Source organism: Martinezella sp. CNPSo 3964, from assembly GCF_057784375.1.
In genome coordinates, this window is sequence record NZ_JBXSOW010000005.1 from 120,804 (window position 1) to 142,922 (window position 22,119).

Annotated in this window: 18 protein-coding genes; 7 read left to right on the forward strand and 11 right to left on the reverse strand. The window is 60.1% G+C overall.

The annotated features are described in order from the left end of the window. Nucleotides 1–342 precede the first annotated feature (342 nt). The gene (locus AC13Q5_RS17105) at nt 343–1,842 is read left to right on the forward strand and encodes an MDR family MFS transporter (RefSeq protein WP_488502525.1); all 1,500 of its coding nucleotides are present in this window, start codon (nt 343–345) and stop codon (nt 1,840–1,842) included. Nucleotides 1,843–1,866: 24 nt separating this feature from the next. Here AC13Q5_RS17105 and AC13Q5_RS17110 read toward each other — a convergent pair whose 3' ends face one another. Then, a complete protein-coding gene (locus tag AC13Q5_RS17110) occupies nt 1,867–2,640 on the reverse strand; it encodes a FadR/GntR family transcriptional regulator (protein WP_488502526.1) in 774 nt (257 codons plus the stop codon). A 433-nt stretch (nt 2,641–3,073) separates the two neighbouring features. On the opposite strand from AC13Q5_RS17110, the gene AC13Q5_RS17115 reads away from it, so the two are divergent. Next, nucleotides 3,074–4,537, forward strand: coding sequence for a DHA2 family efflux MFS transporter permease subunit (locus AC13Q5_RS17115; protein WP_488502527.1), 1,464 nt, complete (start codon nt 3,074–3,076; stop codon nt 4,535–4,537). Nucleotides 4,538–4,558: 21 nt separating this feature from the next. Here AC13Q5_RS17115 and AC13Q5_RS17120 read toward each other — a convergent pair whose 3' ends face one another. Then, complete coding sequence (locus AC13Q5_RS17120) at nt 4,559–4,699, reverse strand: hypothetical protein (RefSeq protein ID WP_159444792.1); 141 nt, start codon at nt 4,697–4,699, stop codon at nt 4,559–4,561. Between the two features lie 258 nt (nt 4,700–4,957). Here AC13Q5_RS17120 and AC13Q5_RS17125 point away from each other — a divergent pair, with 258 nt between their 5' ends. Further along, nucleotides 4,958–6,004: an NAD(P)-dependent alcohol dehydrogenase gene (locus tag AC13Q5_RS17125; RefSeq protein WP_488502528.1), complete on the forward strand. Its 1,047-nt coding sequence runs from the start codon at nt 4,958–4,960 to the stop codon at nt 6,002–6,004. A 169-nt stretch (nt 6,005–6,173) separates the two neighbouring features. Next, nucleotides 6,174–7,916: a cation:proton antiporter domain-containing protein gene (locus AC13Q5_RS17130; protein WP_488502529.1), complete on the forward strand. Its 1,743-nt coding sequence runs from the start codon at nt 6,174–6,176 to the stop codon at nt 7,914–7,916. A gap of 15 nt (nt 7,917–7,931) precedes the next feature. Here AC13Q5_RS17130 and AC13Q5_RS17135 read toward each other — a convergent pair whose 3' ends face one another. The 3 genes from AC13Q5_RS17135 to AC13Q5_RS17145 all read right to left on the reverse strand — a co-directional run bounded on the left by AC13Q5_RS17135 (nt 7,932) and on the right by AC13Q5_RS17145 (nt 11,077). After that, nucleotides 7,932–8,843: an acetamidase/formamidase family protein gene (locus AC13Q5_RS17135; protein ID WP_488502530.1), complete on the reverse strand. Its 912-nt coding sequence runs from the start codon at nt 8,841–8,843 to the stop codon at nt 7,932–7,934. A 97-nt stretch (nt 8,844–8,940) separates the two neighbouring features. Next, nucleotides 8,941–10,002, reverse strand: a complete 1,062-nt coding sequence (locus tag AC13Q5_RS17140) for an alginate lyase family protein (RefSeq protein ID WP_488502531.1) — start codon at nt 10,000–10,002, stop codon at nt 8,941–8,943. A gap of 124 nt (nt 10,003–10,126) precedes the next feature. Continuing rightward, nucleotides 10,127–11,077: a GlxA family transcriptional regulator gene (locus AC13Q5_RS17145; RefSeq protein WP_488502532.1), complete on the reverse strand. Its 951-nt coding sequence runs from the start codon at nt 11,075–11,077 to the stop codon at nt 10,127–10,129. Between the two features lie 85 nt (nt 11,078–11,162). Between AC13Q5_RS17145 and AC13Q5_RS17150 the strand changes: the two genes are divergently transcribed. The 3 genes from AC13Q5_RS17150 to AC13Q5_RS17160 all read left to right on the forward strand — a co-directional run bounded on the left by AC13Q5_RS17150 (nt 11,163) and on the right by AC13Q5_RS17160 (nt 14,296). Continuing rightward, the gene (locus AC13Q5_RS17150; protein ID WP_488502533.1) at nt 11,163–11,852 is read left to right on the forward strand and encodes a DJ-1/PfpI family protein; all 690 of its coding nucleotides are present in this window, start codon (nt 11,163–11,165) and stop codon (nt 11,850–11,852) included. Between the two features lie 257 nt (nt 11,853–12,109). Continuing rightward, nucleotides 12,110–13,108 (forward strand): alpha/beta hydrolase, encoded by a 999-nt coding sequence (locus tag AC13Q5_RS17155; protein WP_488502753.1) that lies wholly within the window; start codon nt 12,110–12,112, stop codon nt 13,106–13,108. A gap of 354 nt (nt 13,109–13,462) precedes the next feature. Beyond that, nucleotides 13,463–14,296 (forward strand): alpha/beta fold hydrolase, encoded by an 834-nt coding sequence (locus tag AC13Q5_RS17160; protein ID WP_488502534.1) that lies wholly within the window; start codon nt 13,463–13,465, stop codon nt 14,294–14,296. 75 nt (nt 14,297–14,371) lie between these two features. Here AC13Q5_RS17160 and AC13Q5_RS17165 read toward each other — a convergent pair whose 3' ends face one another. From AC13Q5_RS17165 to nirB, 6 genes are all read right to left on the reverse strand, one after another. After that, nucleotides 14,372–14,545 (reverse strand): hypothetical protein, encoded by a 174-nt coding sequence (locus AC13Q5_RS17165; protein ID WP_015342656.1) that lies wholly within the window; start codon nt 14,543–14,545, stop codon nt 14,372–14,374. A 166-nt stretch (nt 14,546–14,711) separates the two neighbouring features. Continuing rightward, complete coding sequence (locus AC13Q5_RS17170; RefSeq protein WP_075853951.1) at nt 14,712–15,218, reverse strand: hypothetical protein; 507 nt, start codon at nt 15,216–15,218, stop codon at nt 14,712–14,714. A 63-nt stretch (nt 15,219–15,281) separates the two neighbouring features. Then, nucleotides 15,282–16,313 carry a CorA family divalent cation transporter gene (locus tag AC13Q5_RS17175; protein ID WP_488502535.1) on the reverse strand — a complete coding sequence of 344 codons (1,032 nt, stop codon included), beginning with the start codon at nt 16,311–16,313 and terminating at the stop codon, nt 15,282–15,284. 128 nt (nt 16,314–16,441) lie between these two features. After that, nucleotides 16,442–19,102: a nitrate reductase gene (locus AC13Q5_RS17180; protein ID WP_488502536.1), complete on the reverse strand. Its 2,661-nt coding sequence runs from the start codon at nt 19,100–19,102 to the stop codon at nt 16,442–16,444. A 222-nt stretch (nt 19,103–19,324) separates the two neighbouring features. Next, nucleotides 19,325–19,654: a nitrite reductase small subunit NirD gene (gene nirD / locus AC13Q5_RS17185; protein WP_075853954.1), complete on the reverse strand. Its 330-nt coding sequence runs from the start codon at nt 19,652–19,654 to the stop codon at nt 19,325–19,327. 10 nt (nt 19,655–19,664) lie between these two features. After that, nucleotides 19,665–22,115 (reverse strand): nitrite reductase large subunit NirB, encoded by a 2,451-nt coding sequence (gene nirB / locus AC13Q5_RS17190; protein WP_488502537.1) that lies wholly within the window; start codon nt 22,113–22,115, stop codon nt 19,665–19,667. Nucleotides 22,116–22,119 lie beyond the last annotated feature (4 nt).

The window sequence follows — 22,119 nt, forward strand, 5'->3', positions numbered from 1 at the left end:
ATAAGTTCAGAAAATGAACAAAGCAATCGTAATTAGTTTCATTGAGAATCTAATTGAGCTGAGCTGACAATGAATTTGAGGAGAATACCGATTCCTTGGCCTGTTTCGTGACAGGCGATATCCAAGTGCTGCCTGCGGGCGACTTGGCAGAATATGCTCGCGTTTAAATGGTTGACATCGACCTACATCAATATGCAAAGCTTATCATAACGATTCAGCCGGCAGTCGCGCTCCAATCGTCTTGTCCCTAGACTTGATCCCACCAGCTAAGCGCTCGACCATAGCCATTATGGTGGCCTCCTGCATTTTCGGCCTCGGGTGCAGCAGTCAGAAAGGAATGCCATGTCCAGCACGGTCGATCGTTCGAGACGCCCGTTGGTCATCGTCTCGATCATGCTGGCAACCTTCATGGTCGCCATCGAAGCGACCATCGTCGCAACCGCCATGCCGCGCATCGTCGGCCAACTCGGCGGCTTCACCTATTATAGCTGGGTCTTTTCCGCCTTTCTGCTGGCGCAGTCCACCACCACGGTCATCTATGGCAAGCTTTCCGATATTTTCGGTCGCAAGCCCATGCTGATCGGCGGCATCATCATTTTTCTCGTGGGCTCGACGCTGGCCGGTTTCGCCTGGTCGATGGCCTCGCTCATCGTCTTCAGGCTGCTGCAGGGTCTCGGTGCCGGCGCCATCCAGCCGGTCACGATGACCGTCGTCGGCGATCTCTACAAACTGGAAGAGCGTGCCAAGGTGCAAGGCGCGCTCGCCAGTGTCTGGGCGATCTCCGCCGTCATCGGCCCGCTTGCCGGCGGCATCATCGTCGATAATCTCTCCTGGGCCTGGATTTTCTGGATCAACCTGCCGCTTGGCGTGCTTGCCATTGCTGGCTTCATGGTCTTTCTGCATGAATCCATCACGCCTCGCGAGGCGAAGATCGACTATCTCGGCACGATCCTGTTTTCGATTTCGATCGTGTCGCTGCTTGTTATCCTGACGGAGACCGATGCCGGCTTTGCCGTTCTCTGTCCCCTGGCAATCGTCTTCCTCGTCACCGGTGTCCTGTTCCTGTGGCAGGAGCGGCGAGCGCCGGAGCCGATTATTTCGATCGCGCTCTGGAGTCAGCGGCTGATCGCGACCAGCAACGCCGCGACACTGCTCGCCGGCATGGCCCTGATCGGCCTGACCACGGTCCTGCCGATTTATGTGCAGGGCGTACTCGGCCGCTCGCCGCTGGAGGCCGGCTTCACGCTCACCATGCTGATCGTCGGTTGGCCGCTCGCCGTCATGCTCGCAAGCCGCTTCTTCCGCACCTTCGGCATCCGCACAACCTTGCGCGCCGGCAGCCTGATGTTTCCCTTCGGTTCATTCTTCCTGCTGTTTATGACGCCGGAGAGCAGCCCGGTGATCGCGGGGATCGGCTCGTTCCTGATGGGCTTCGGCATGGGCCTCATCAGCCTCACCAGTGTCGTGTTGGTGCAGGAAAGTGTGGAGTGGTCGATGCGCGGCAGTGCCACTGCGTCGATCATCTTCTCGCGCAGCCTCGGCAATACGCTTGGCGCCACCGCGCTCGGCGCGATCATGAATGTTGGCATCGCCCATTACGGCAGCGGAGAACTGGCGGCAAGGCTTCACGACATCCTCAACCAGCCGACCGGCCTTTCCGACCTCGTCGGCGATCCCGCGATCCGTGGCGTCTTCGATTCCGCGCTGCACTGGAGCTTCTGGGGCGTTGTCATCGTTGCCTTGACGACCTGCGCGACCATCTGGCTCATCCCAGTGACGCGTGATGCCGGTCGCGGATCGTCAATGCCCAAGGCGGATGCCCAGGATGCGATGACGCACTAACCCGGAGGGGCAAGATGCGGCGCGTCAGAAGCCATAATCGCGGGCAAGCCACGCATCGAGCAGGTTTCTGGATGCCTTGATGGCGGCGTCCGCGTCCTGAGCGATGATCGCGTCGAGGATGGCCTTGTGAAGGGGCAGGGAGCGTTTTTGCCCCTCGGCTATGTCTTCATGGCCCGAAAGCGTGCGGTTGGCGTAGATCCCGACGGCGATCAGATCGATCAATTGCGAATAGATCATGTTATGCGTGGCGGCGAAGATCGCCGTATGAAAGCGCAGGTCGGCATCGGCGTTGCTGTTGACGTCGCCGATGGTGGACGCCATTTCCTCGTAGGCGGAGGTGATTGCGGCAATATCGCTCTCGGTGCGGCGGAGCGCCGCGCGCGCGGTTGCCTCCGGCTCGAGCGCCAGTCGCAGGTCCTTGATCGATCGCATGATTTCGACCGATGGGCCGGTCTCGTAATACCAGACCATGACATCCGTATCGAGATGATGCCAATTGGAGCGTTCCTTGACGCGGGTGCCGACGCGGGTCTTGATTTCCACCAATCCCTTGCCGGCAAGGCATTTCATCGCTTCGCGGATGACGGTGCGGCTGATGCCGAATTGTTCGACCAGATCGGGTTCGTTCGGTAATGTCGCGCCAACCGGATAGTCTCCGCTGACGATGCGGCGGCCGAGTTCGTGGACGAAATAGCCGAAGACGCCGCGTCGCGGGATCGTGCCGTATTTTCGCACAAAGGCATCGAAAGGCGACTGCGTTACGATCAGTTTCGACTCCGGGGTAGCCCTAGAGGTCATTGCGTCCTGGCCATGTTTCATTATGCGGGGCTCTCGTTCCTTATTGGTGCGCCGTTGTGAGAACAATCGTCGGCTGAAGTTCGGTTGGGGAGAGCTTCACGCTGGTGTCTCGGCTTGTTTGAGGCTGTTCCATAGTGTTCCGGTGCTGATCCTGTCGTCCTTTTTGCGGCATGTCGCGGCGAAACCCTAGCATGTCTTGCGCGTCCGTGCCTACTGGCATGGATCGAGAGAGCAATTTGCGGCTGTGAACTCACAGAGATGTCGCTTTACCTGGGGCATCGAAAGAAGCACGCCCGACAATCAAATTGTGTCCCGACTGCCAAGCGAAACGTGATCGCTCAATCGATTGCCGAAGCGATTTCGGCCTATCGTAAACGTTACCGAACCGGTTAAATGCATTCGGGATGCGAGGCGGATTCGGAGTAGCTGATCGATGAACGACATGTCCACGCGTGGGCAGAGGGAGGATGTGCAGGAAGCGGGCTCTCGTTCGCTGTTGATTGCATTGCTTGTGGCAGGTGCCTTCTTCATGGAAAATCTGGACGGCACGGTCATCGCGACCGCATTGCCGCAAATGGCCTTGTCCTTCGGTGCCCGCCCGGTTGACCTCAATATCGGCATGAGTGCCTATCTTCTGACCCTCGGTGTCTTCATTCCGATCAGCGGCTGGATCAGCGATCGTTTCGGCGCGCGCCTGGTCTTTACGACTGCCGTCGTCATCTTCACGCTCGCCTCCGTCCTCTGTGGTTTCGCCAATGGCGTCGGTTCCTTCGTCTCGATGCGTATCCTGCAGGGCATTGGCGGGGCGATGATGGTACCGGTGGGCCGTCTTGTGGTCTTGAACAATACGCCGAAGGACAAGTTGATCTCGGCCATTGCGACGATCACCTGGCCGGCGCTGGTGGCGCCGATCCTTGGGCCGCCGCTCGGCGGCTTCATCACAGACCATGCGAGCTGGCGCTGGATCTTCTTCCTCAACCTGCCACTCGGCATTCTGGCATTCGTCTTCGCGCTCATGCTCATTCCGGAAACGAAGAGCACGGCACGCCCGCCTTTCGACTGGATCGGCTTCGTCGTCAGCGGCATAGGGCTTGCAAGCCTGATGTATGGGCTGGAACTGATCGGGCGCCCCGATCCAATCTGGTTGGAAGCCTGGACCTATGTGATCGTCGGTTTTGTCCTGCTGGCCGTCGCCGTCCTTCATTTTCTCCGCACCAAGCATCCGCTCATCGATCTCTCGGGGCTGAAACTGCCGACGTTCGCTATTACCATCTCCGGCGGATCGCTGTTTCGCACTGCCATCGGTGCCGTGCCCTTCCTGCTGCCGTTGATGTTTCAGGTCGGATTCGGGCTCAGCGCCTTTCATGCCGGTATGCTGACGCTCGCCGTTTTTGCTGGCAATCTGGCGATGAAGCCGGCAACGACGCCCATTCTGCGCCGCTTTGGTTTCAAGCCTGTGCTGATCGTCAACGGTCTTCTGAATGCTGTTTTCATCGCCGCCTGTGCAATGTTTTCGCCCGACACGCCGCTCTGGTTCATCGTGCCGGTGCTGTTCATCGGCGGCATGTGCCGCTCGATGCATTTTACGGCACTCAATACGATTGCGTTCGCCGATATCCCGCCGCAGCAGATGACGGGTGCCAACACGCTGTTCAGCACCGTCTTTCAGTTGACAATGGGCATGGGCATTGCAGTTGGCGCCATCGGCATCCGCATCGGGCAGGCAATCAGCGAACCACTCGGAGCAGGGGGCATCGTCGCCATCGAGTTCCGCCTGGCCTTCGTGCTGCTCGGCATCATCGCACTACTCGCCGTGCTGGATTGCTTGCCGCTTGACCGCAAGGCAGGCGACAACGTGTCGCGCAAACCGAAGCAGGGCACGAGGAAGGCGGCGTAACAATGTCTCTTTCCGAAGCGGTCAGTACGGATATTGGATGAGATTGTAGTGCAGCAATATCGCGGGTATCGCCATCAGGATGATCAGAAGCATTGCGACGCTTGCCGCGCGCACCATCTTCATCCGGCGGGCGCGCTGACCGGTCCAATCGTATACTGCCATAATGAGCCCCTCCTTCTCCTTGATTATTAGAAAGGCAAGAAATGGAACGTCAGTCAATATCGGCAATAGCGAGCTAAATAATAAGTATATTCTAATATATCGCGAATGAAGGACGTTTTGCTGACCTGGGAGGGCCGAGGAACTTCATCTGCGGGGCCTAAAGAGCGTTTTGTGATCTTGGCCCACACGGTATAACGGACAAGGATTTCGTCCCTGTGTCAGCGGGACGCGGGCTGCTTTGGAAAAGAGGAAAAGGCAATGAGCAAGATGCGCGCCCTGGTTTTGGAGCGTCAACATGAACTGGCGATCCGCGATATCGATCTGCCGCAGGAGGTCGGGCCGGGTCAGGTGAAGATCAAGATCCATACGGTCGGCGTTTGCGGGTCGGATGTGCATTACTACACGCACGGCAAGATCGGCCCCTTCATCGTCAACGAGCCGATGGTGCTGGGGCACGAGGCGGCGGGGACCGTCGTCGAAGTCGGCGCAGGCGTGATGCATCTGAAGGTCGGAGACCGCGTCTGCATGGAGCCCGGCATTCCCGATGCCAATTCCAAGGCCAGCCGCCTCGGCATGTACAATGTCGATCCCGCCGTCACCTTCTGGGCGACGCCGCCGATCCACGGCGTGCTGACACCCTTCGTCGTGCATCCGGCCAATTATACTTTCAAGCTGCCTGATAATGTTAGCTTTGCGGAAGGAGCGATGGTCGAGCCCTTTGCCGTCGGCATGCAGGCGGCAACCAAGGCACGCATTACGCCAGGCGACACGGCCGTCGTGCTTGGTGCCGGCCCGATCGGCATCATGGTGGCGGTCGCAGCGCTTGCCGGCGGCTGTGCGCGGGCGATCGTTGCCGATCTCGCCCAGCCGAAGCTCGATATCGCCGCGCAGTATCAGGGCGTCATTCCCGTCAATATTCGCGAGAAGAACCTCGTCGAGGAAGTCGACCGTCTGACCGAAGGCTGGGGCGCCGACGTCGTGTTCGAATGCTCGGGCTCGCCGAAGGCCTGGGAAACAGTCATGGCGCTGCCGCGACCGGGCGGCGTGATCGTCGCCGTCGGCCTGCCGGTCAATCCGGTTGGACTTGACGTCTCGACCGCATCGACCAAAGAGATTCGCATCGAGACGGTTTTCCGCTACGCGCATCAGTACGAGCGTTCCATCGCGCTGATTGCTTCCGGCCGTGTCGATCTCAAGCCCCTGATCTCCGAAACTTTCGATTTCGAGGATTCCATCAAGGCCTTCGATCGCGCCGTCGAAGCACGCCCGACAGACGTCAAGTTGCAGATCATTCTCGACCAATAGCCGTTCGCTGTCACATCGCCTTGCCTCAAGCCCTTTATTGGCGTCACGTATTGGCAAGGCGATGTTTTCCCTAAGGTTTCACATCAACCCGTAGACGGCCCGGCAAAAGCGATGCTAGGTAGCCTTTCAGGGAAACAGGCTTTGACGCCGTGAAACGGAAAGGACTGCCGTGCCGCACGACGTTGCATTGATCGCACTGATTGCCGCGGGCTTCGTGTTCGCGGCCATTTTCGGCTATCTGGCCGACAGGCTGCATCTCCCGCCGCTGGTCGGCTATCTGGTGGCCGGTGTCATCATAGGCTCGTCCACGCCGGGCTTCGTCGCTGATGTTTCTCTGGCATCGCAGCTGGCGGAGATTGGCGTCATCCTGCTGATGTTCGGAGTTGGCCTGCATTTTTCTGCTGCGGATTTGCTGGCGGTACGAGGTGTCGCCATTCCCGGTGCCATCGGTCAGATTGCGATCGCGACGCTGCTCGGTGTGGGCTTAACCTCACTATGGGGCTGGAGTGTCGGCGCCGGCGTGGTCTTCGGCCTCAGCCTTGCCGTTGCCAGCACCGTCGTGCTTTTGAAGGCGCTGGAAGAGCGCAATCTCGTGAGTTCGACCAATGGCCGCGTCGCCGTCGGCTGGCTGATCGTCGAGGATTTGGCGATGGTGCTGGCACTCGTGCTCCTGCCAGCCTTTGCCGGCGTTCTGGGTGGGCACGGGGATGCCAGTGGACATGCCGCTTCCGGTTCGATCTGGCTGACGATTGCCATGACGCTCCTCAAGGTCGCAGCCTTTGCGGCCGTCGCGATCTTCATCGGCCCGCGTGTTGTACCGTGGCTTCTGACCTCGGTTGCGCGCACGGGTTCGCGCGAATTGTTCACGCTGTCGGTTCTGGCGATCGCCCTTGGCATCGCCTTTGGTGCGGCGGAAATCTTCGGCGTGTCTTTTGCGCTCGGCGCCTTCTTTGCCGGCCTCGTGATGAGTGAATCCCATCTCAGCCACAGGGCGGCGGCCGACTCCCTGCCGTTGCAGAATGCCTTTTCGGTCCTGTTTTTCGTGTCTGTCGGCATGCTCTTCGATCCGACGGTTCTGATCCGCGAACCGTTGATGATCATCGGCGTGCTGGCGCTGATCATGCTCGGCAAGGCACTGATCGCCTTTGGCGTTGTGCTGCTGCTGCGCTATCCCGCCAGCATCGGCTTTGCTGTCGCAGCGGGGCTGGCGCAGATCGGCGAATTCTCTTTCATTCTCGCAGGGCTCGGCGTTTCGCTCGGGCTGTTGACGCGGGAAGGACAGGATCTCATCTTGGCCGGCGCGATCCTCTCGATCACGCTCAATCCGCTCGCCTTTTACGCCACCGAAAAGCTGGAGCACTGGGCGTTCGCCCGCTGGCCGTTCCTGGCGAACAAATACGGCATGGCCAAGCAGGAAGGCCTGCGCCGACAGTTGACCGCGATCAACAAACAGCGCGAGGAACGCGATCGCCAGCATCATCTCGAGATCGAGCAGCTCATCGAAACTTTCCCGATGTTTGCCGAGCTTGATGATAACGAGCACGAAGAGCTTCTGCTGCTCTTCCGCCCGAGATCGGCCTCGCCGGGCGATCGGGTGATTAGAACCGGCGATCGCGGTGACAGCATGTTCTTCATTGCTTCGGGCGCCGTCGAAGTGCAGCTGGAAGACGACGAAATCCCGCTCGCCGCCGGTGCCTTCTTCGGTGAGATGGCACTGCTGACGGGCGCACGCCGCACAGCCGACGTCGTTGCCATCGATTTCTGTCAGCTCTTCGTGCTTGATCGCCGCGACTTCAATCTGTTCATGTCGCGACACCCACAATTGCGTGCCGCCGTCAGCCGCATGGCGCGGGAGCGGCAGGAGAGCAATGTGTCGCGCCAGCGGCGCGACCTTTCGCAGGATGCAGGCTGATACCAGGCTGATGTTTTATCGGCGCTTCAGCCAAGATTTCGAGACACGGCAGGCCATGGTGTAGGCAGGATCAAAGACGTTGCCGACATCGTAGCGTACGACCTGACCGAGAAGATGGCTGGCGGCAGTCCTGTCAAGGCCATAATCGGAGCCGAGCCAGCGCAGCATTTCACTGGTGGCGTGCTGTAGCGCCTGGTCGAGAGGCCGGGCATTGCCGATGGTGAAAATATCCTCAGTGGTCTCGCCCCGCGGCCAGACGATTGCCTTCTTCTTTTCGACGCTGAGGCGTACCGTCACCTCGAAGGTGGTCTCGATGCCGGTGCCGACGATCTCTCCGTCGCCTTGTACCGCATGGCAATCGCCGAGGAAGAAGAGCGCGCCGGGCGCCGATACAGGAAACCAGATGGTCGTGCCCGGCCCGAGCAATCGATAGTCCATGTTGCCGCCGAATTCGCCGCTGGTCGCGGTCGATATCGCCTGACCGAGCGATGGCGCGACTCCGAAGCAACCGATCATCGGAGCGAGCGGCAGGGTAAGGGTTTCGAGACCTGCCACGGGTTCGGCGAGCCGTGCCGTCAGGCTCTGACGGTCGATCTGCCAGATCGCCTTTTCGCCTGCTGGCAGCATGCGGATGTCCTGCGGATCGACGACATTGGCGGCGACCACGCTGCGCGTGAAGCCCGTATCGCGCGTCGGCGCCATCGCGAGGATCTCGACCTTGAGGGAATCGCCCGGCTCAGCGCCCTCGACGAAGATCGGCCCGTTCATCGGATTTGGGCCGGAGATCTGGCGAATATCGTGCTTGTCATAGCCGGCGGCATCGAGCGTTTCGGTAACCACGGTATCGCCGTCGGAGACATGCAGGGCCGGCGGCAGCGAGCCGATGACATTGTGGTAGGTGTTCGGAACGAAACGATGTGTCGTCATTGTCTTCTCCGCTTTCCGCGCATGTTGAGTCGCCCAAGCTTAAGCGGCTCTCATGCCGGCGAAAAGACAGCAGTAGCCTCTGGTTGGCAGCCTTCATTCAGCTTGCCGGGAGACCGCCGAGATAGATGACGCTGCGTGACGTCAGTTTCTTCAGCAGTGCGGCAAGTGCGGGATTTGGAAAACGGCGCTCGAACGGTGTTGCCCATGCGATGTCATCGGCGTGAAGTGGCGTCGTCTCCTGCTTTACACCCGCCTTTTCAGCGAAGAAGGACGGGTCATCGATGCCGGTGACGACGCTTTGCATGAGGCGAGACAGGGCATTGTCATTGACCGCGTAGAGGTCGACCCCGTTGACGGAGGCCATCTCCGCCAGAGTGACGAGGGGAGCGGTGGCGAAGATATGGTAGTGAAGCGCCCGCGAACGCCGGGCCATCTCCAGGGGCAGGGTTCCATCCGATTGGATCTGGCTCGCGCCGATCTTGAAGCTGTCCATGCCCCAATCGAACAGGTCTTTGCGGTTGGCGGCAATTCCGGCGGCCATTGCCGTGAACCCTGCCCAGTAACGATGATTGTTGCGGCCGTCGCTCTTGTCGCTTCGGGGCTGGTAATAGGCGATGTTGCGCGAGGCCACATCGGCAAGCCAACCGGTTATCCGCGATCGTTCGTCGTCGGGGATGGTGTCGTCTGCACGGATTTTGAGCCAGGCGACGGCAAAGGAACCGAGCATCCATCCTTGAACATAGACCGCCTGGTTCGTTGCGGCACTGTCCGAAAGAGCCTTGTGGGTGGCAAAGCCGTCGAGGAAGCTTGCGACGCAAGCCGCCTCCGCCTCGTTGCCATCACTTCGATAGTGATCGGCCATGTCGACAACCGAGCGCGCCGTCGAACGGAGACTGCGAGTAGCCTGATCGTAGGCCCGCTTGCGAACGGGATCGATGATCGAGTGCGCAGCGTCCGTATAATAGTCCGAGACCTTGAGGGTAGAGGGCAACTGCGGTGCCATCGGGCAACGGAATGCCGTCTGCGTCTTGCCGGCTGAAACCGGTGCATCCCATGGACCGTGCAACGTAGGAGCTGCCTGTCCCTGGGTTGCATTTGCGATCATCAGAAGTGTGGCGAGAAAAACGGACTTCTTGAAAAGATCTTGAGAGCGAGACATTGGACACCGTGCTTGGGAGTGCTCGTTGCATGCATTGAGCACTATTGACCGATTAGTGGCGATTTTGCGTTGCACGCGGCCTTGTTTATTGAACCGATCGCAAGCTGCTGCTCGTGGCGGCCGCCTAACCGAAGTGGTCACGGAATGCCTGTGGTGTCGTCCCGAATTTCCGCATGAAATTGCGACGCATGGTTTCTTCCGAACTGAAGCCGCAGCGCATGCGTGCCTGATGCACGGTCAGGCCTTCTTCCAGAAGGCGGCGGGCCGCTTCGATGCGGATGTCTTCCACGGCGCGGGCAGGTGTCCGCCCGGTCGCCTTCAGATAATGGCGCGAGAAGCTGCGTGCGCTCATTTTCGCCTGTTCGGCAAGCGTCGGCAGGGAGAGGTCGGCACGCAGATTGTCCATGATCCAGCCATGCAGGCGGTCGAAGCGTTGGCCACCTTCCTGCAGTTGCAGTGCCGTGCTGAATTGCGCCTGGCCGCCCGGCCGCTTCAGGAAAACCACAAGCTCGCGCGCAACCGAAAGCGCCAGCGTGCGGCCAAGATCGGCCTCGACCAGTGCGAGGGAAAGATCGATGCCTGCAGTCACGCCCGCAGAACTCCAGATCCGCCCGTCCTGAACGAAGATCGGATCCGGCTCGAGCTTCACTTGCGGGAAGCGCTTGGTGAATTCCTTGCAACGGTTCCAATGGGTCGCTGCCCGGCGCCCGTCCAAAAGGCCGGCTTCCGCAAGCAGAAAAGCGCCGCTGCAGACGGAAGCTATCCGACGGGCATTCGCGGCTCGTCGGCGCACCCATTCGATTAGCTCGAGGTTCTCGCAGGCTTTATTGACGCCCCAGCCGCCGGCGATGATCAAGGTGTCGAGCGGAGTATCGGTATCGGTGAGCGGCGTAGTGATGAGCGAGAGACCTGAACTCGTTTGGGTCTGCGTGTTTTCCGCAACCACGATAGCCTTGTAGGGTTTCGGCTGGTCCGGCTCATGCGCCGCCTCATTGGCGCTGGTGAAAACCTGCAATGGACCGGTGATGTCGAGCAGCTGGGCGTTGTCAAAGGCAAGAATTTCGATGCGGCGCATGATTGGCAAGAAATGACGGTGATTTGGCAAATATGCCAGATCGTTGTCGCATAGACTTGGAAAAGTCAATCATCGGAGACATCTCATGACCATTCGCTTCGGCCTGCTTGCTTTTCCCAAGGTCCAGCAACTCGATCTGACCGCACCTTATGAGGTATTTGCCTCGATGGATGATGCGGAGGTTCATCTCGTCTGGAAGGATGCCTCGCCCATCATTTCGGCAACGAAGCTGGTGTTGCAGCCGACAACGACGTTCGCCGAATGCCCGCCGCTCGATGTGATCTGCGTGCCCGGCGGCGTTGGCGTCAATGCGTTGCTGGAGGATGCTGCCGTCCTGAGCTTTATTCGGGAACAGGCGGCTCAAGCCCGCTTTGTGACATCGGTATGTACCGGTTCTCTCGTTCTCGGCGCAGCCGGTTTACTCAAGGGCAAGAAGGCCACGACCCATTGGAATGCGCTGGATTTCCTCGAGAGCTTCGGAGCCATTGTCACGCCGGGGCGCGTCGTGCGGGATGGCAATCTCTTCACCGCGGGTGGCGTTACGGCCGGTATCGATTTCGGCCTGACGATTGTTGCCGCCTTGCGCGGTCGGGAGGAAGCCGAAGCGATCCAGTTGTCGCTGGAATACGCGCCAGAGCCGCCCTTTCATTCCGGGTTGCCCGAGAAGGCCAGCTTTGAGGTATTGGCCAGAACCAAGGAGCGCCTTGCCGGCTCAAGGATGGCGCGGCAGGCGATCATCGCTCGTCTTGCGGCAGCCGGACATGAGCCTGAATGAACGTCGACTTGTCCACCGGCACTGTCACCTCAATGAAACGGAGCACCGATAGGCAGGTGATCATAGGTTGATCGTGTCGAGGCAATGATGGGCGGGAGGATGAATGGAATTCCGGTCACACCTCGCCCATCATACTTGACACAAATAGCTTTTCTGCGACCGTGGTCTCACGATATCGTCCACGGCCTTGCGGGGAAAAGGCTCATTTGATGAACGAGCTCCGATCATTTCGCTGCATATCCTGTTTCCTCGTGGCAATGACCGTTCTGGTGGGCGCAAGCCTCGGGTCGATATCGCGGGTCGCAGCCGCGGAGACCTCCGAGATCGCACCGCAGACGAAGGCTTCCAGCGAGCAGATCGAGAAGCTGATCGGCACTTTGCGTGACAGCGGTGCCGTGTCCGGAGCCGATCTGTTGCAACGCCGCTCCGCTTTCGAGAAGCTCATGGCATCGACGCCAGGTCCGGCGCGTGTGCAGATACGGCGTGTCGACGCCAACGGTGTGGATGGTGATCTGATCTGGCCCGCACGGCTGCATCATCCGATCGGGCGGCGTGCCATTCTCTATTTGCATGGTGGCGGCTTCTATAGCGGCTCCCTTCGGACGCACGCCAATATAGCGGGTTCGCTCGCCAAGGCGGCCTCGGCTGATGTGTTGTTGATCGACTATCGCCTTGCTCCGGAAAATCGCTTTCCCGCACAAAGAGATGATGCCATTGCCGCCTATCGCTGGCTTCTGACATCAGGATACAAGGCCGGCAACATTGTTATTGTCGGCGAGTCGGTTGGTGCAACTCTGGCCATCGAGGTCGTTTTGAACCAGCTTAGGCTGAGTGGTGCGCTTCCTGCCGCGGTGGTTGCGATGAGCCCGATTACCGACTTTGCCGTAACAGGGGCCTCCCTGGCCGCCAACGCCGCCAGCGATCCCTTCATGAACAAGGCCGAGCTGACCCTCATCCACGATGCGGTCGCGCGTGACCGTCCTCTCGTCGATCCCGACATATCGCCGCTATATGGCAATGTCTCCGGGTTTCCTCCGCTGTTGATTCAGGTCGGCGCTCGCGAGGCGCTGCTTGATGACATCTCGCGGTTCGCTGACAAGGTACGTCAGGCGGGCGGCGATGTGAGCCTGGAAATCTGGCCGGGGATGATCCATCAATGGCAGATTTTTCCATTCTGGCTCGACGACGCGAGGAAGTCGAACGAACGCGTCGCGCAGTTCGCGATTGCGCATTTCGTTGATAAGCCTATGCAGTAATTACCATGCGCAGTTGGGCGGAATCTGCCTTCGAAACTCTCGTTCAATGAACCAATGTAGCTTCGTAGGCCTATGAAACCATTCACTATCTTCAATTTGTTATCGCGATAAATAATTGTTTGATAATTTTTATATGGACACGAGTGGCGAAAGGCGCTAGGTGTATTGATGTCGCGATAATGAATCGCACGATAAATTTAAGTGGAGATTGAAATGAGCCAGTCGATCCCTCAAGCTACCCGTCGGGGTGTCATGACAGCCGGACTTGGCCTTGCGGCCGCTGCAGCTGCCAGCCCCTTCGCTCAACCTGCACAAGCCTCTACAAAGCAATCAACTTCGAAAGGTAAGGACACAATGAGCAGCAGCACGATCACCACCAAGGACGGCACCCAGATCTTCTACAAGGATTGGGGAACGGGCCAGCCGATAGTCTTCCATCACGGATGGCCCCTGAGCTCAGATGATTGGGACGCTCAGATGCTATTTTTCCTTCATCAGGGTTACCGCGTCATCGCCCACGACCGCCGCGGCCACGGTCGCTCCAGCCAGACGGCTACTGGCAATGAGATGGATACATATGCTGCCGACGTCGCAGCGCTGACCGAGCATCTTGGCCTGAAGGGCGCGATCCATGTCGGCCATTCGACGGGCGGCGGCGAAGTTGCCCGCTATGTCGCCCAGTATGGCGGCCATGGCCGTGTTTCCAAAGCCGTGCTGATCGGCGCCGTGCCACCGATCATGGTCAAGTCCGACAAGAATCCCGGCGGCTTGCCGTTGGAAGTATTTGACGGTTTCCGCGCGGCACTGGCTGCCAACCGCGCTCAGTTCTTCCGCGATATTCCGGCCGGACCGTTCTACGGTTTCAATCGTCCCGGCGCTGCTGTTTCCCAGGGCGTTATCGATAATTGGTGGCGCCAGGGTATGATGGGCGGCACCAAGGCTCATTACGATTGCATCAAGGCCTTTTCGGAAACAGACTTCACCGAAGACTTGAAGAAGATCGAAGTCCCGACGCTCGTCATGCATGGCGACGACGACCAGATCGTTCCGATCGCAGACTCGGCCGAGCTTTCCATCAAGCTCCTGAAGAACGGCACGCTGAAGGTCTACAAGGGCTTACCGCATGGGATGGCGACCACGCATGCCGACGTCATCAATGCGGATCTGCTTGCCTTCTTCAAGGCCTAAGCAGCTCGAAGGTCATGCGCCCGCCAAAAGGCGGGCGCTTCACAGCCTGCCGGGTGCTGTACCATCCCCACCAAGTCAGCTGTCGAGTTTCAACGAGAGCTGAACGGCGCGCGGCAAGGGCGGTAGCGGCCGGCTGATTTCAACCCGGCGCGTCCATGTGGCGCGCCGTTCCTGTTCGCGCTCCCGAAGGGCCTTCGAGACAGCGACAAAGGTCATTGCACGTTCGATGACTTGTTCTGCCTTGGTCATGGATATCTCCATATGTTCACTTTATGTTCTCATATGGAGTCCCAAAAGTCAAGCGATCCAGGCCCTCGGCTCGAGTGGTGCCTTTGATGTCTCGATTGGCAGTTCCTTGTTGAGATAAAGAGCTAGAGGATAATCGCCCCAATCGGCGAAAACGAAGCTTGGAATGCTATTGACGCCGAAGATTGATCTCGCTTGTTACGACCGATTTGTCCGAGCTCAGATCCTTGTCGATGGTCCGGAGCGTCAGCTGGCTGCTGCCCTGCCGGCGGATGGTCATACTGGCATCGCGATCGCCATTGACGAGGCGCGTCCAGCGCACTGCGAGATTGATGACATTGCCCTGCCTGCCGCCTGATAGCTGCGACGTCGCACCGGATGGACCGGTATAGGTGCCCGAATATCGGTTTCCGCTCGCCGTGAGTTGGGCCGAGATCGCACGACTGATAACGAGAAGGCCGCGGCAGGTCCCCTGCATAGAAATGGATGTACCGGGTGCGCGGATATTGAACTTGCAGGAAACATTGATCGGCGGGCCGCCGATCTTTCGAAGCACCTTGCCGGTTCCCGTCCAATTGCCGTTCAGCGGCTTTAGAAATCCGCTTTCGTCGGCGTAAGTGGGCACCGCGGCGCAGATCGCTGCGAGGACTGCAAGAAGGCATGCTTGTCGGCGCATGACATCAATCCCTTCACGAGACTTGATAGGAACGTCGCGGGCATATTCGCGGTTCCGTTGCAGTCAGAGCCAGTTGATGCGCTTCAGAATATAGAGGGTGACGATGGAGGTGACGGCGACCAGCACGACGATGATGATGAATGCCCAGGTATCGTTGACGCCTGGAATGCCGCCGACATTCATGCCGAAAAGGCCGGCAACGACGCTCGGCGGCAGGAGCAGGGCGGCAAGCGCCGCAAGCCGGTTGGAATTGCGCGCGATGCGCTCGCTGATGACGGTCGACAGGTCGTCGTGCAGGATGCCCGTGCGGTCGCGGATTGCGTCGAGATACTCGATGCAGCGCATCAGCTTGTCGATGACCTCGTGCATGCGAAGCTTGTCGCGCTCGGCAAGCCAGGGAGCGTCGTCGTGTTCGATGCGGTTGAGGGCATCGCGTTGCGGTGAAAGATAGCGCCGTAGCTGCACGGCACGCCGGCGAAGCAGCTTCAGGCGTTCGCGGACTTCGGCGGCCTCGCCGTGGAAGATCAGTTCATCCAGCTCGTCAACTTCCTCATCCATCTGATCAAGAACGGGTTCCAGGTCCCTCACGAGTTTATCGCTGACGAGCGCAAGCAGCTCGCCGGTGCGCTTCGGGCCTTTGCCCTTTTCCAGCGCCTGGCGAATGTCGCGCAGCGCGGTGATGTAATGGCCGCTGTCACGCAGCGTCACCACACGGTTTTCATCTACCCAGGCATGCAGGGGAACGAGATCCAGATCTTCGGCTGTCTCTTCGGCATCCTCGGGCGGGGCCGCGCAGACACCACGAAGGATGATCAGCAAGCCGTCGTCGACCGGCTCGACGCGCGGCCGCGACTCATCCTCCAGGAGCGCATCGGCCACAAGCGGATCGAAACCGCCATTTCGCGTTACCCAGGCTGCGGCGGCGTCATGATCACGCTCCAGATGAACCCAGAGTATTCCGTCCGCGGGCTTCCAGCTCTGCAGGCCGGCCGCGCCGATGTCACGACATCCGCCATTGCCGTCGAGAAGGACGGCGAAACGTATGCCAGGTTCGGCGCCGTAGCTGAGTTGGACCTTGTGGACTTCGATCTCCATCCGCTCCCATCCTCCCCCGAGTGTAAAAGGAAAGCGAAATCATGCAGCTATTTTCAATAGTTCTAGCACCAAGGACGATGAGGTGGAACCGGAGTCTGCGATGAGTGATCGCCTATGATACCAACCACTCACTCCGCCGCCGTTGCGGCGAGACAGCCGTCTATGATCGTACGGATCTCGGCTCGACAGGAACCGCAATTGGTCCCGGCGTTAAGCTTCTTGCCGACGGCTTCGACGCTGTGACAGCCGCCCCGAATGGCAGCGACGATCTGATTGACGCCGACGCTGAAACAGGAACAGACCGTCGCACCGGCGTCGATCGTATCGGCTCCTGGCCTGCCTGCGATCAGAGCAAATCTCTTCCTCAGATCGCTATGCGACGACGCGAGCTGCGCGATCGCCCAGTTTCGTGCCACCGCAACCGGCTGCCGGGCAACGAAGAGAGCGGCAAGCAGCTGTTCGCCATCGAAGAAGGCGAGGCGCAGATCTCCGGAAGCCTCATCCGCATAGCCGAGCGGCTCGAGATCGGCTGGTATATCGAATGTCGAGCGGCACCAGCCGATCCAGTCGTCCGGCGCCCTATCGAATGCAAGCTCGGTCCGCCAGCCGCCGTCTGCCTTGGCGAGTGCCCAATAGGCGCAGTCGAGATTGCGCGGCTTTGCTGCGGAGACTGCGAAGCAATAATGCGATGCCTGAAAGCGATGCGCGCGAACTGCGACATTCTTCGAAGCGGGCTGGCCCGAAACCGGATCGGTGACCGGGGCGACCACGGCGTCGATACGGGCTTTGGCGGCAAAGCTGTCGTTCCAGTGCATCGGCACAAACAGGCTGCCGCGTGCCTGCCGCTCCGTCACCAGAGCGCGAACGATCACCCGGCCATGTGGGCTCTCGATCTCGATCAGGCTCGCTTCCGCGATGCCGATCTCGATCGCGTCGCGCGGGTGGATCTCGGCGAAGGGCTCGGCAATATGGCCAGACAGGCGGGCGCTCTTGCCTGTGCGCGTCATCGTGTGCCAGTGATCGCGAACGCGCCCGGTATTGAGGGTGAGCGGAAAGCGGCTGTCGGTTCGATCGCTTGCCGGTGGCTCGATGGCGACAAAGCGCGCCTTGCGATCGAGGTGATAGAACCCGCCAGCTGCAAAAAAGCGCGTGAGCTTCGGCGACGTTCCGGCAGGCTGCGGCCATTGGAAAGGCTGTAGCGCGTCATATTCCTCCAGCGCGATCGCCTCATAAGCGCCGATGTCGAAGTCGCGGCGGCCCTCGTTTTCGAAACCGGAGAGGCTTGCGTGTTCGGCGAAGATCTCGGCATTCGCCTGAAAGGAGAAGGCCTCGGAAAATCCCATCCGGCGGCCGACCTCGGCCATTTGCCACCAGTCTGGTCTGGCTTCGTCAGGCGTTGCCAGAAATTGCCGCTGCCTGGAGATCCGCCGTTCTGAATTGGTGACGGTGCCGTCCTTTTCGCCCCAGCCGAGCGAGGGGAGCAGCACATGCGCGTGGCGCGTCGTATCCGTCTCGCGCAGGACGTCGGAGACGACGACGAAGGGACAGGCCTTGATGGCCGCCTCGACGGCATCGGCGTCCGGCATCGAGACGACCGGGTTGGTCGCCATGATCCACAGTGCCTTGATGCGGCCATCGGCGACAGCGCGAAACATATCGACCGCTTTCAATCCCGGCCTGACGGCGATCCGCGGCGACTGCCAGAAGCGTTGCACCCGGTCGCGATCCTCAGCGCTCTCGATAGCCATGTGAGCGGCCAGCATGTTGGCAAGGCCGCCGACTTCGCGTCCACCCATGGCGTTCGGCTGGCCGGTCAGCGAGAATGGTCCCATGCCGGGCCGGCCGATGCGGCCGGTCGCGAGATGGCAATTGATGATGGCGTTGACCTTATCGGTGCCGGACGAGGATTGATTGACGCCCTGGCTGTAGCACGTGACGACCTTGTCGGTTTGGGCAAACAGCCGATAGAATTCGCGAAGCTGCATGGCGGGCAGGCCGGTCAGTTCAAGCATGCGGTTGAACGACAGCGAACTGGCGGCGGCGAAAGTCTCAGCAAAGCCATTGGTGTGTTCGGCAATGTAATTCTGGTCGATAGCATTGCTTGTGATCAGATGCTCGAAAAGACCCAGGAAAAGAGCAACGTCTCCATCCGGTCGGATCGCCAGATGCAGATCGGCGATATCGCAGGTCATGGTCCGGCGCGGGTCGATGACGACGATCTTCATCGCCGGCCGCGCCGCCTTTGCGGCCGCCAGCCGCTGATAGATGACCGGATGGCACCAGGCCAGATTGGAGCCGGTGAGGATGACGAGATCGGCAAGCTCGATGTCCTCGTAGGTACCCGGCACCGTGTCTGCGCCGAAGGCGCGGCGGTGACCGGCAACCGAGGACGACATGCAGAGCCGCGAGTTCGTGTCGATATTGCCCGAGCCAATGAAGCCCTTCATCAGCTTGTTGGCGACGTAGTAATCCTCCGTCAGCAGCTGGCCGGAGACGTAGAAGGCAACTGCGTCCGGTCCATGCTTGGCAATCGTCTCGCCGAAGCGTTTTGCCATGAGATCAAGCGCCTCATCCCAGCTTGCCCTCTCGCCGGCAATTTCCGGATAGAGCAGGCGGCCGTCGAGATCGACGGTTTCGCCGAGCGCCGAACCCTTCGAGCACAGACGTCCGAAGTTCGAAGGATGATCGGGATCGCCTTTAACGGAAACCTTGCCGTCATCGTCGACCCTGGCGATCACGCCGCAGCCGACGCCGCAATAGGGACAGGTGGTTTTGGTTTCAGCGGCCATGGGGGGTTTCCGCAAAACAGCTCAGGAGATGCGGTGGGATACCCCCCTCTGTCAGCTTCACTGACATCTCCCCCACAAGGGGGGAGATTGGTCGGAGCAAGAGGCGGCCTCCATCAAACCAAAGCGAAGAATTTGGCGATACTGGCTCCATATGATCTTCCCCCTTGCGGGGGAGACGTCCCGAAGGGACAGAGGGGGGTATTCTCCCACGCACCAACATCCTCACTCCGCCGCCATCATCAGGCTTTCGAGCGCGATGAAGAGAGCGCCATCGTCGTTACGGACGGGAATGGTCCGCACTTGGCCCTGGTCCGCTCCCAGCGCTTTGCCGGTTTCGAGCGAGATCACCCAATTGTGCAGCGGGCAGGTCACGGCCGTACCGTGAACGATCCCCTGGGAAAGCGGCCCGCTTTTGTGCGGGCAATGATCCTCGATGGCGAAGACCTCGTTGTCGGCGGTGCGGAATACCGCAATCTTGCCCTGCGGGGTTTTTACGCAGCGTGCGCCGCGCAGAGGAATGTCCGAGATATCGCCGATTTCAACCCAATTCATGTTGCTCTCCTCACTCGGCGGCCTGCGGGAAGCCAACCGTCGCCATCGGCCGGAATTCATGCTTGTCCTTGCCGGAGACACGCTCCGACCAGGGATCGACCTGCGCGAACTTCTGGCTGAAAACGAAGCGCTCGTAATAAGCCTCGCGCTTTTTCTGATCCTGCATGATCTGGCGGCGGATCTCGTCGAGACCGATGCGCTTGGCCCATTTGTAGATGCGCTCGAGATAGCGACCCTGCTCGCGATACATCTGCGTCAGCGCCACGATATGCTCGAGCGCTTCGTCTTCCGTCTTGACCAGGCCAAGCACTTCGGTGCCCTTGATGTCGAGACCGGCCGCACCGGCGAAGTGGATTTCGAAGCCGCTATCGACGCAGATGACGCCGATATCCTTGCAGGTCGCCTCGGCGCAGTTTCGCGGACAGCCGGAAACGGCCATCTTCAGCTTGGCCGGTGTCCAGGAGCCCCACATGAATTTCTCGATGCGGATGCCGAGGCCGGTGGAATCCTGCGTGCCGAAGCGGCACCAGTCGGAGCCGACGCAGGTCTTCACCGTGCGCAGGCCCTTGGCATAGGCTTGGCCTGAAATGAAGCCGGCCTTGCCGAGGTCGGCCCAGACGGCGGGCAGGTCCTCCTTCTGCACGCCGAGCAGGTCGATACGCTGACCGCCCGTCACCTTCACCATGGGTATCTCGAATTTGTCGACGACATCGGCGATGGCGCGCAGCTCGTTCGAGCTGGTGACGCCGCCCCACATGCGCGGCACGACCGAATAAGTGCCGTCCTTCTGGATGTTGGCGTGCACGCGTTCATTGATGAAACGCGACTGGTAGTCGTCGGCATATTCGTCCGGCCAGTCGCAGACGAGGTAGTAGTTCAGCGCCGGGCGGCACTTGGCGCAGCCGCAGGAGGTCTTCCATTCAAGTTCCTGCATAACGGCAGGAATGGTCTTCAACCCCTTGGCTTTTATGAGCCTTCTGACATCGTCATGGCCGAGTTCGGTGCAGGTGCACATCGGCTGCACGGCTTTGGGATTATAGGCATCGCCAAGCGTGATCGACATCAGCTGTTCGACGAGGCCGGTGCAGGAGCCGCAGGAGGCCGAAGCCTTCGTGTGGGCGCGCACATCGTCGAGCGAGGTCAGGCCCTTGGCGGATATGGTCGAGGTGATCTTGCCCTTGCAGACGCCGTTGCAGCCGCAGATTTCCGCATCATCCGGCAAGGCTGCAACGGCCGCCATAGGGTCCAGCGGCGACCCTCCCTGATAGGCCTGGCCGAAGATCAGGGTCTCGCGCATCTGCGAGATATCGGTCGCCTTCTTCTTCAGGTCGTTGAACCAGGCGCCGTCGGCCGTCTCGCCGTAGAGCACGGTGCCGATGATCTTGTTGTCCTTCAAGACCAGGCGCTTGTAGACCCCGGCTGCCGCGTCGCGCAGGACGATCTCCTCGCGGTCGTCGCCATCGGCGAAGTCGCCGAGCGAAAACAGATCGATGCCGGTGACTTTGAGTTTTGTCGGCGTGTCCGAGTGGACGAAGCCGGCGGTCGTGTCGCCTGCCAGATGCGAGGCAGCGACCCGCGCCATTTCGTAAAGTGGCGCGACGAGGCCATAGACCATGCCGCCGACCTCGGCGCATTCTCCAAGCGCCATGATGCTGCCGTCCGAGGTCTGCATCCCGTCATCGACGACGATGCCGCGGTTGACGGCGATGCCGGCCTCCTTGGCGAGGCCGATATTGGGGCGGATGCCGACAGCCATCACGACGAGCGTGGCGGGAATCACACGCCCATCGTCGAGTTCGATCCCCTCGACCTTGCCGTCACCGATGATCGCCTTGGTGTTGGCCTTGGTGATGACCTTGATGCCGCGCTCCTCGACGGCCTTTTGCAGGAGATAGCCGGCGGCCGGATCGAGCTGGCGCTCCATCAGTGTCGGCTGCACATGGAGAACTGTGACATCCATGCCCCGCAGGCTGAGGCCGGCGGCCGCCTCGAGACCAAGCAGGCCGCCGCCGATGACAACGGCCTTTTCGCGCGATTGGGCGGCAAGCAGCATCGCCTGCACGTCATCGAGGTCGCGATAGGTGATGACCCCACGCAGTTCCTTGCCCGGAACCGGAATGATGAAGGGGACGGAGCCGGTTGCGATGACGAGCTTGTCGTAGCTCTCGGTCACGCCATGATCGGAGGTGACCGTCTTTGCCACCCGGTCGATGGCGACGATCTTGTGCCCCTTGTAGAGGGTGATGCCATGCTTGATGTACCAGCCGTCGCCGTGGATGATGATCTGCTCAAAATCCTTTTCGCCTGATAGCACCGGCGACAGCATGATGCGATCGTAGTTGACGCGCGGTTCGGCGTTGAAGATCGTGACTTCATAAAGGTCGGGCGCCTTTTCCAGCAGATGCTCCAGCATGCGCCCTGGCGCCATGCCGTTGCCGATGATGACGAGTTTCTGGGTCATGATA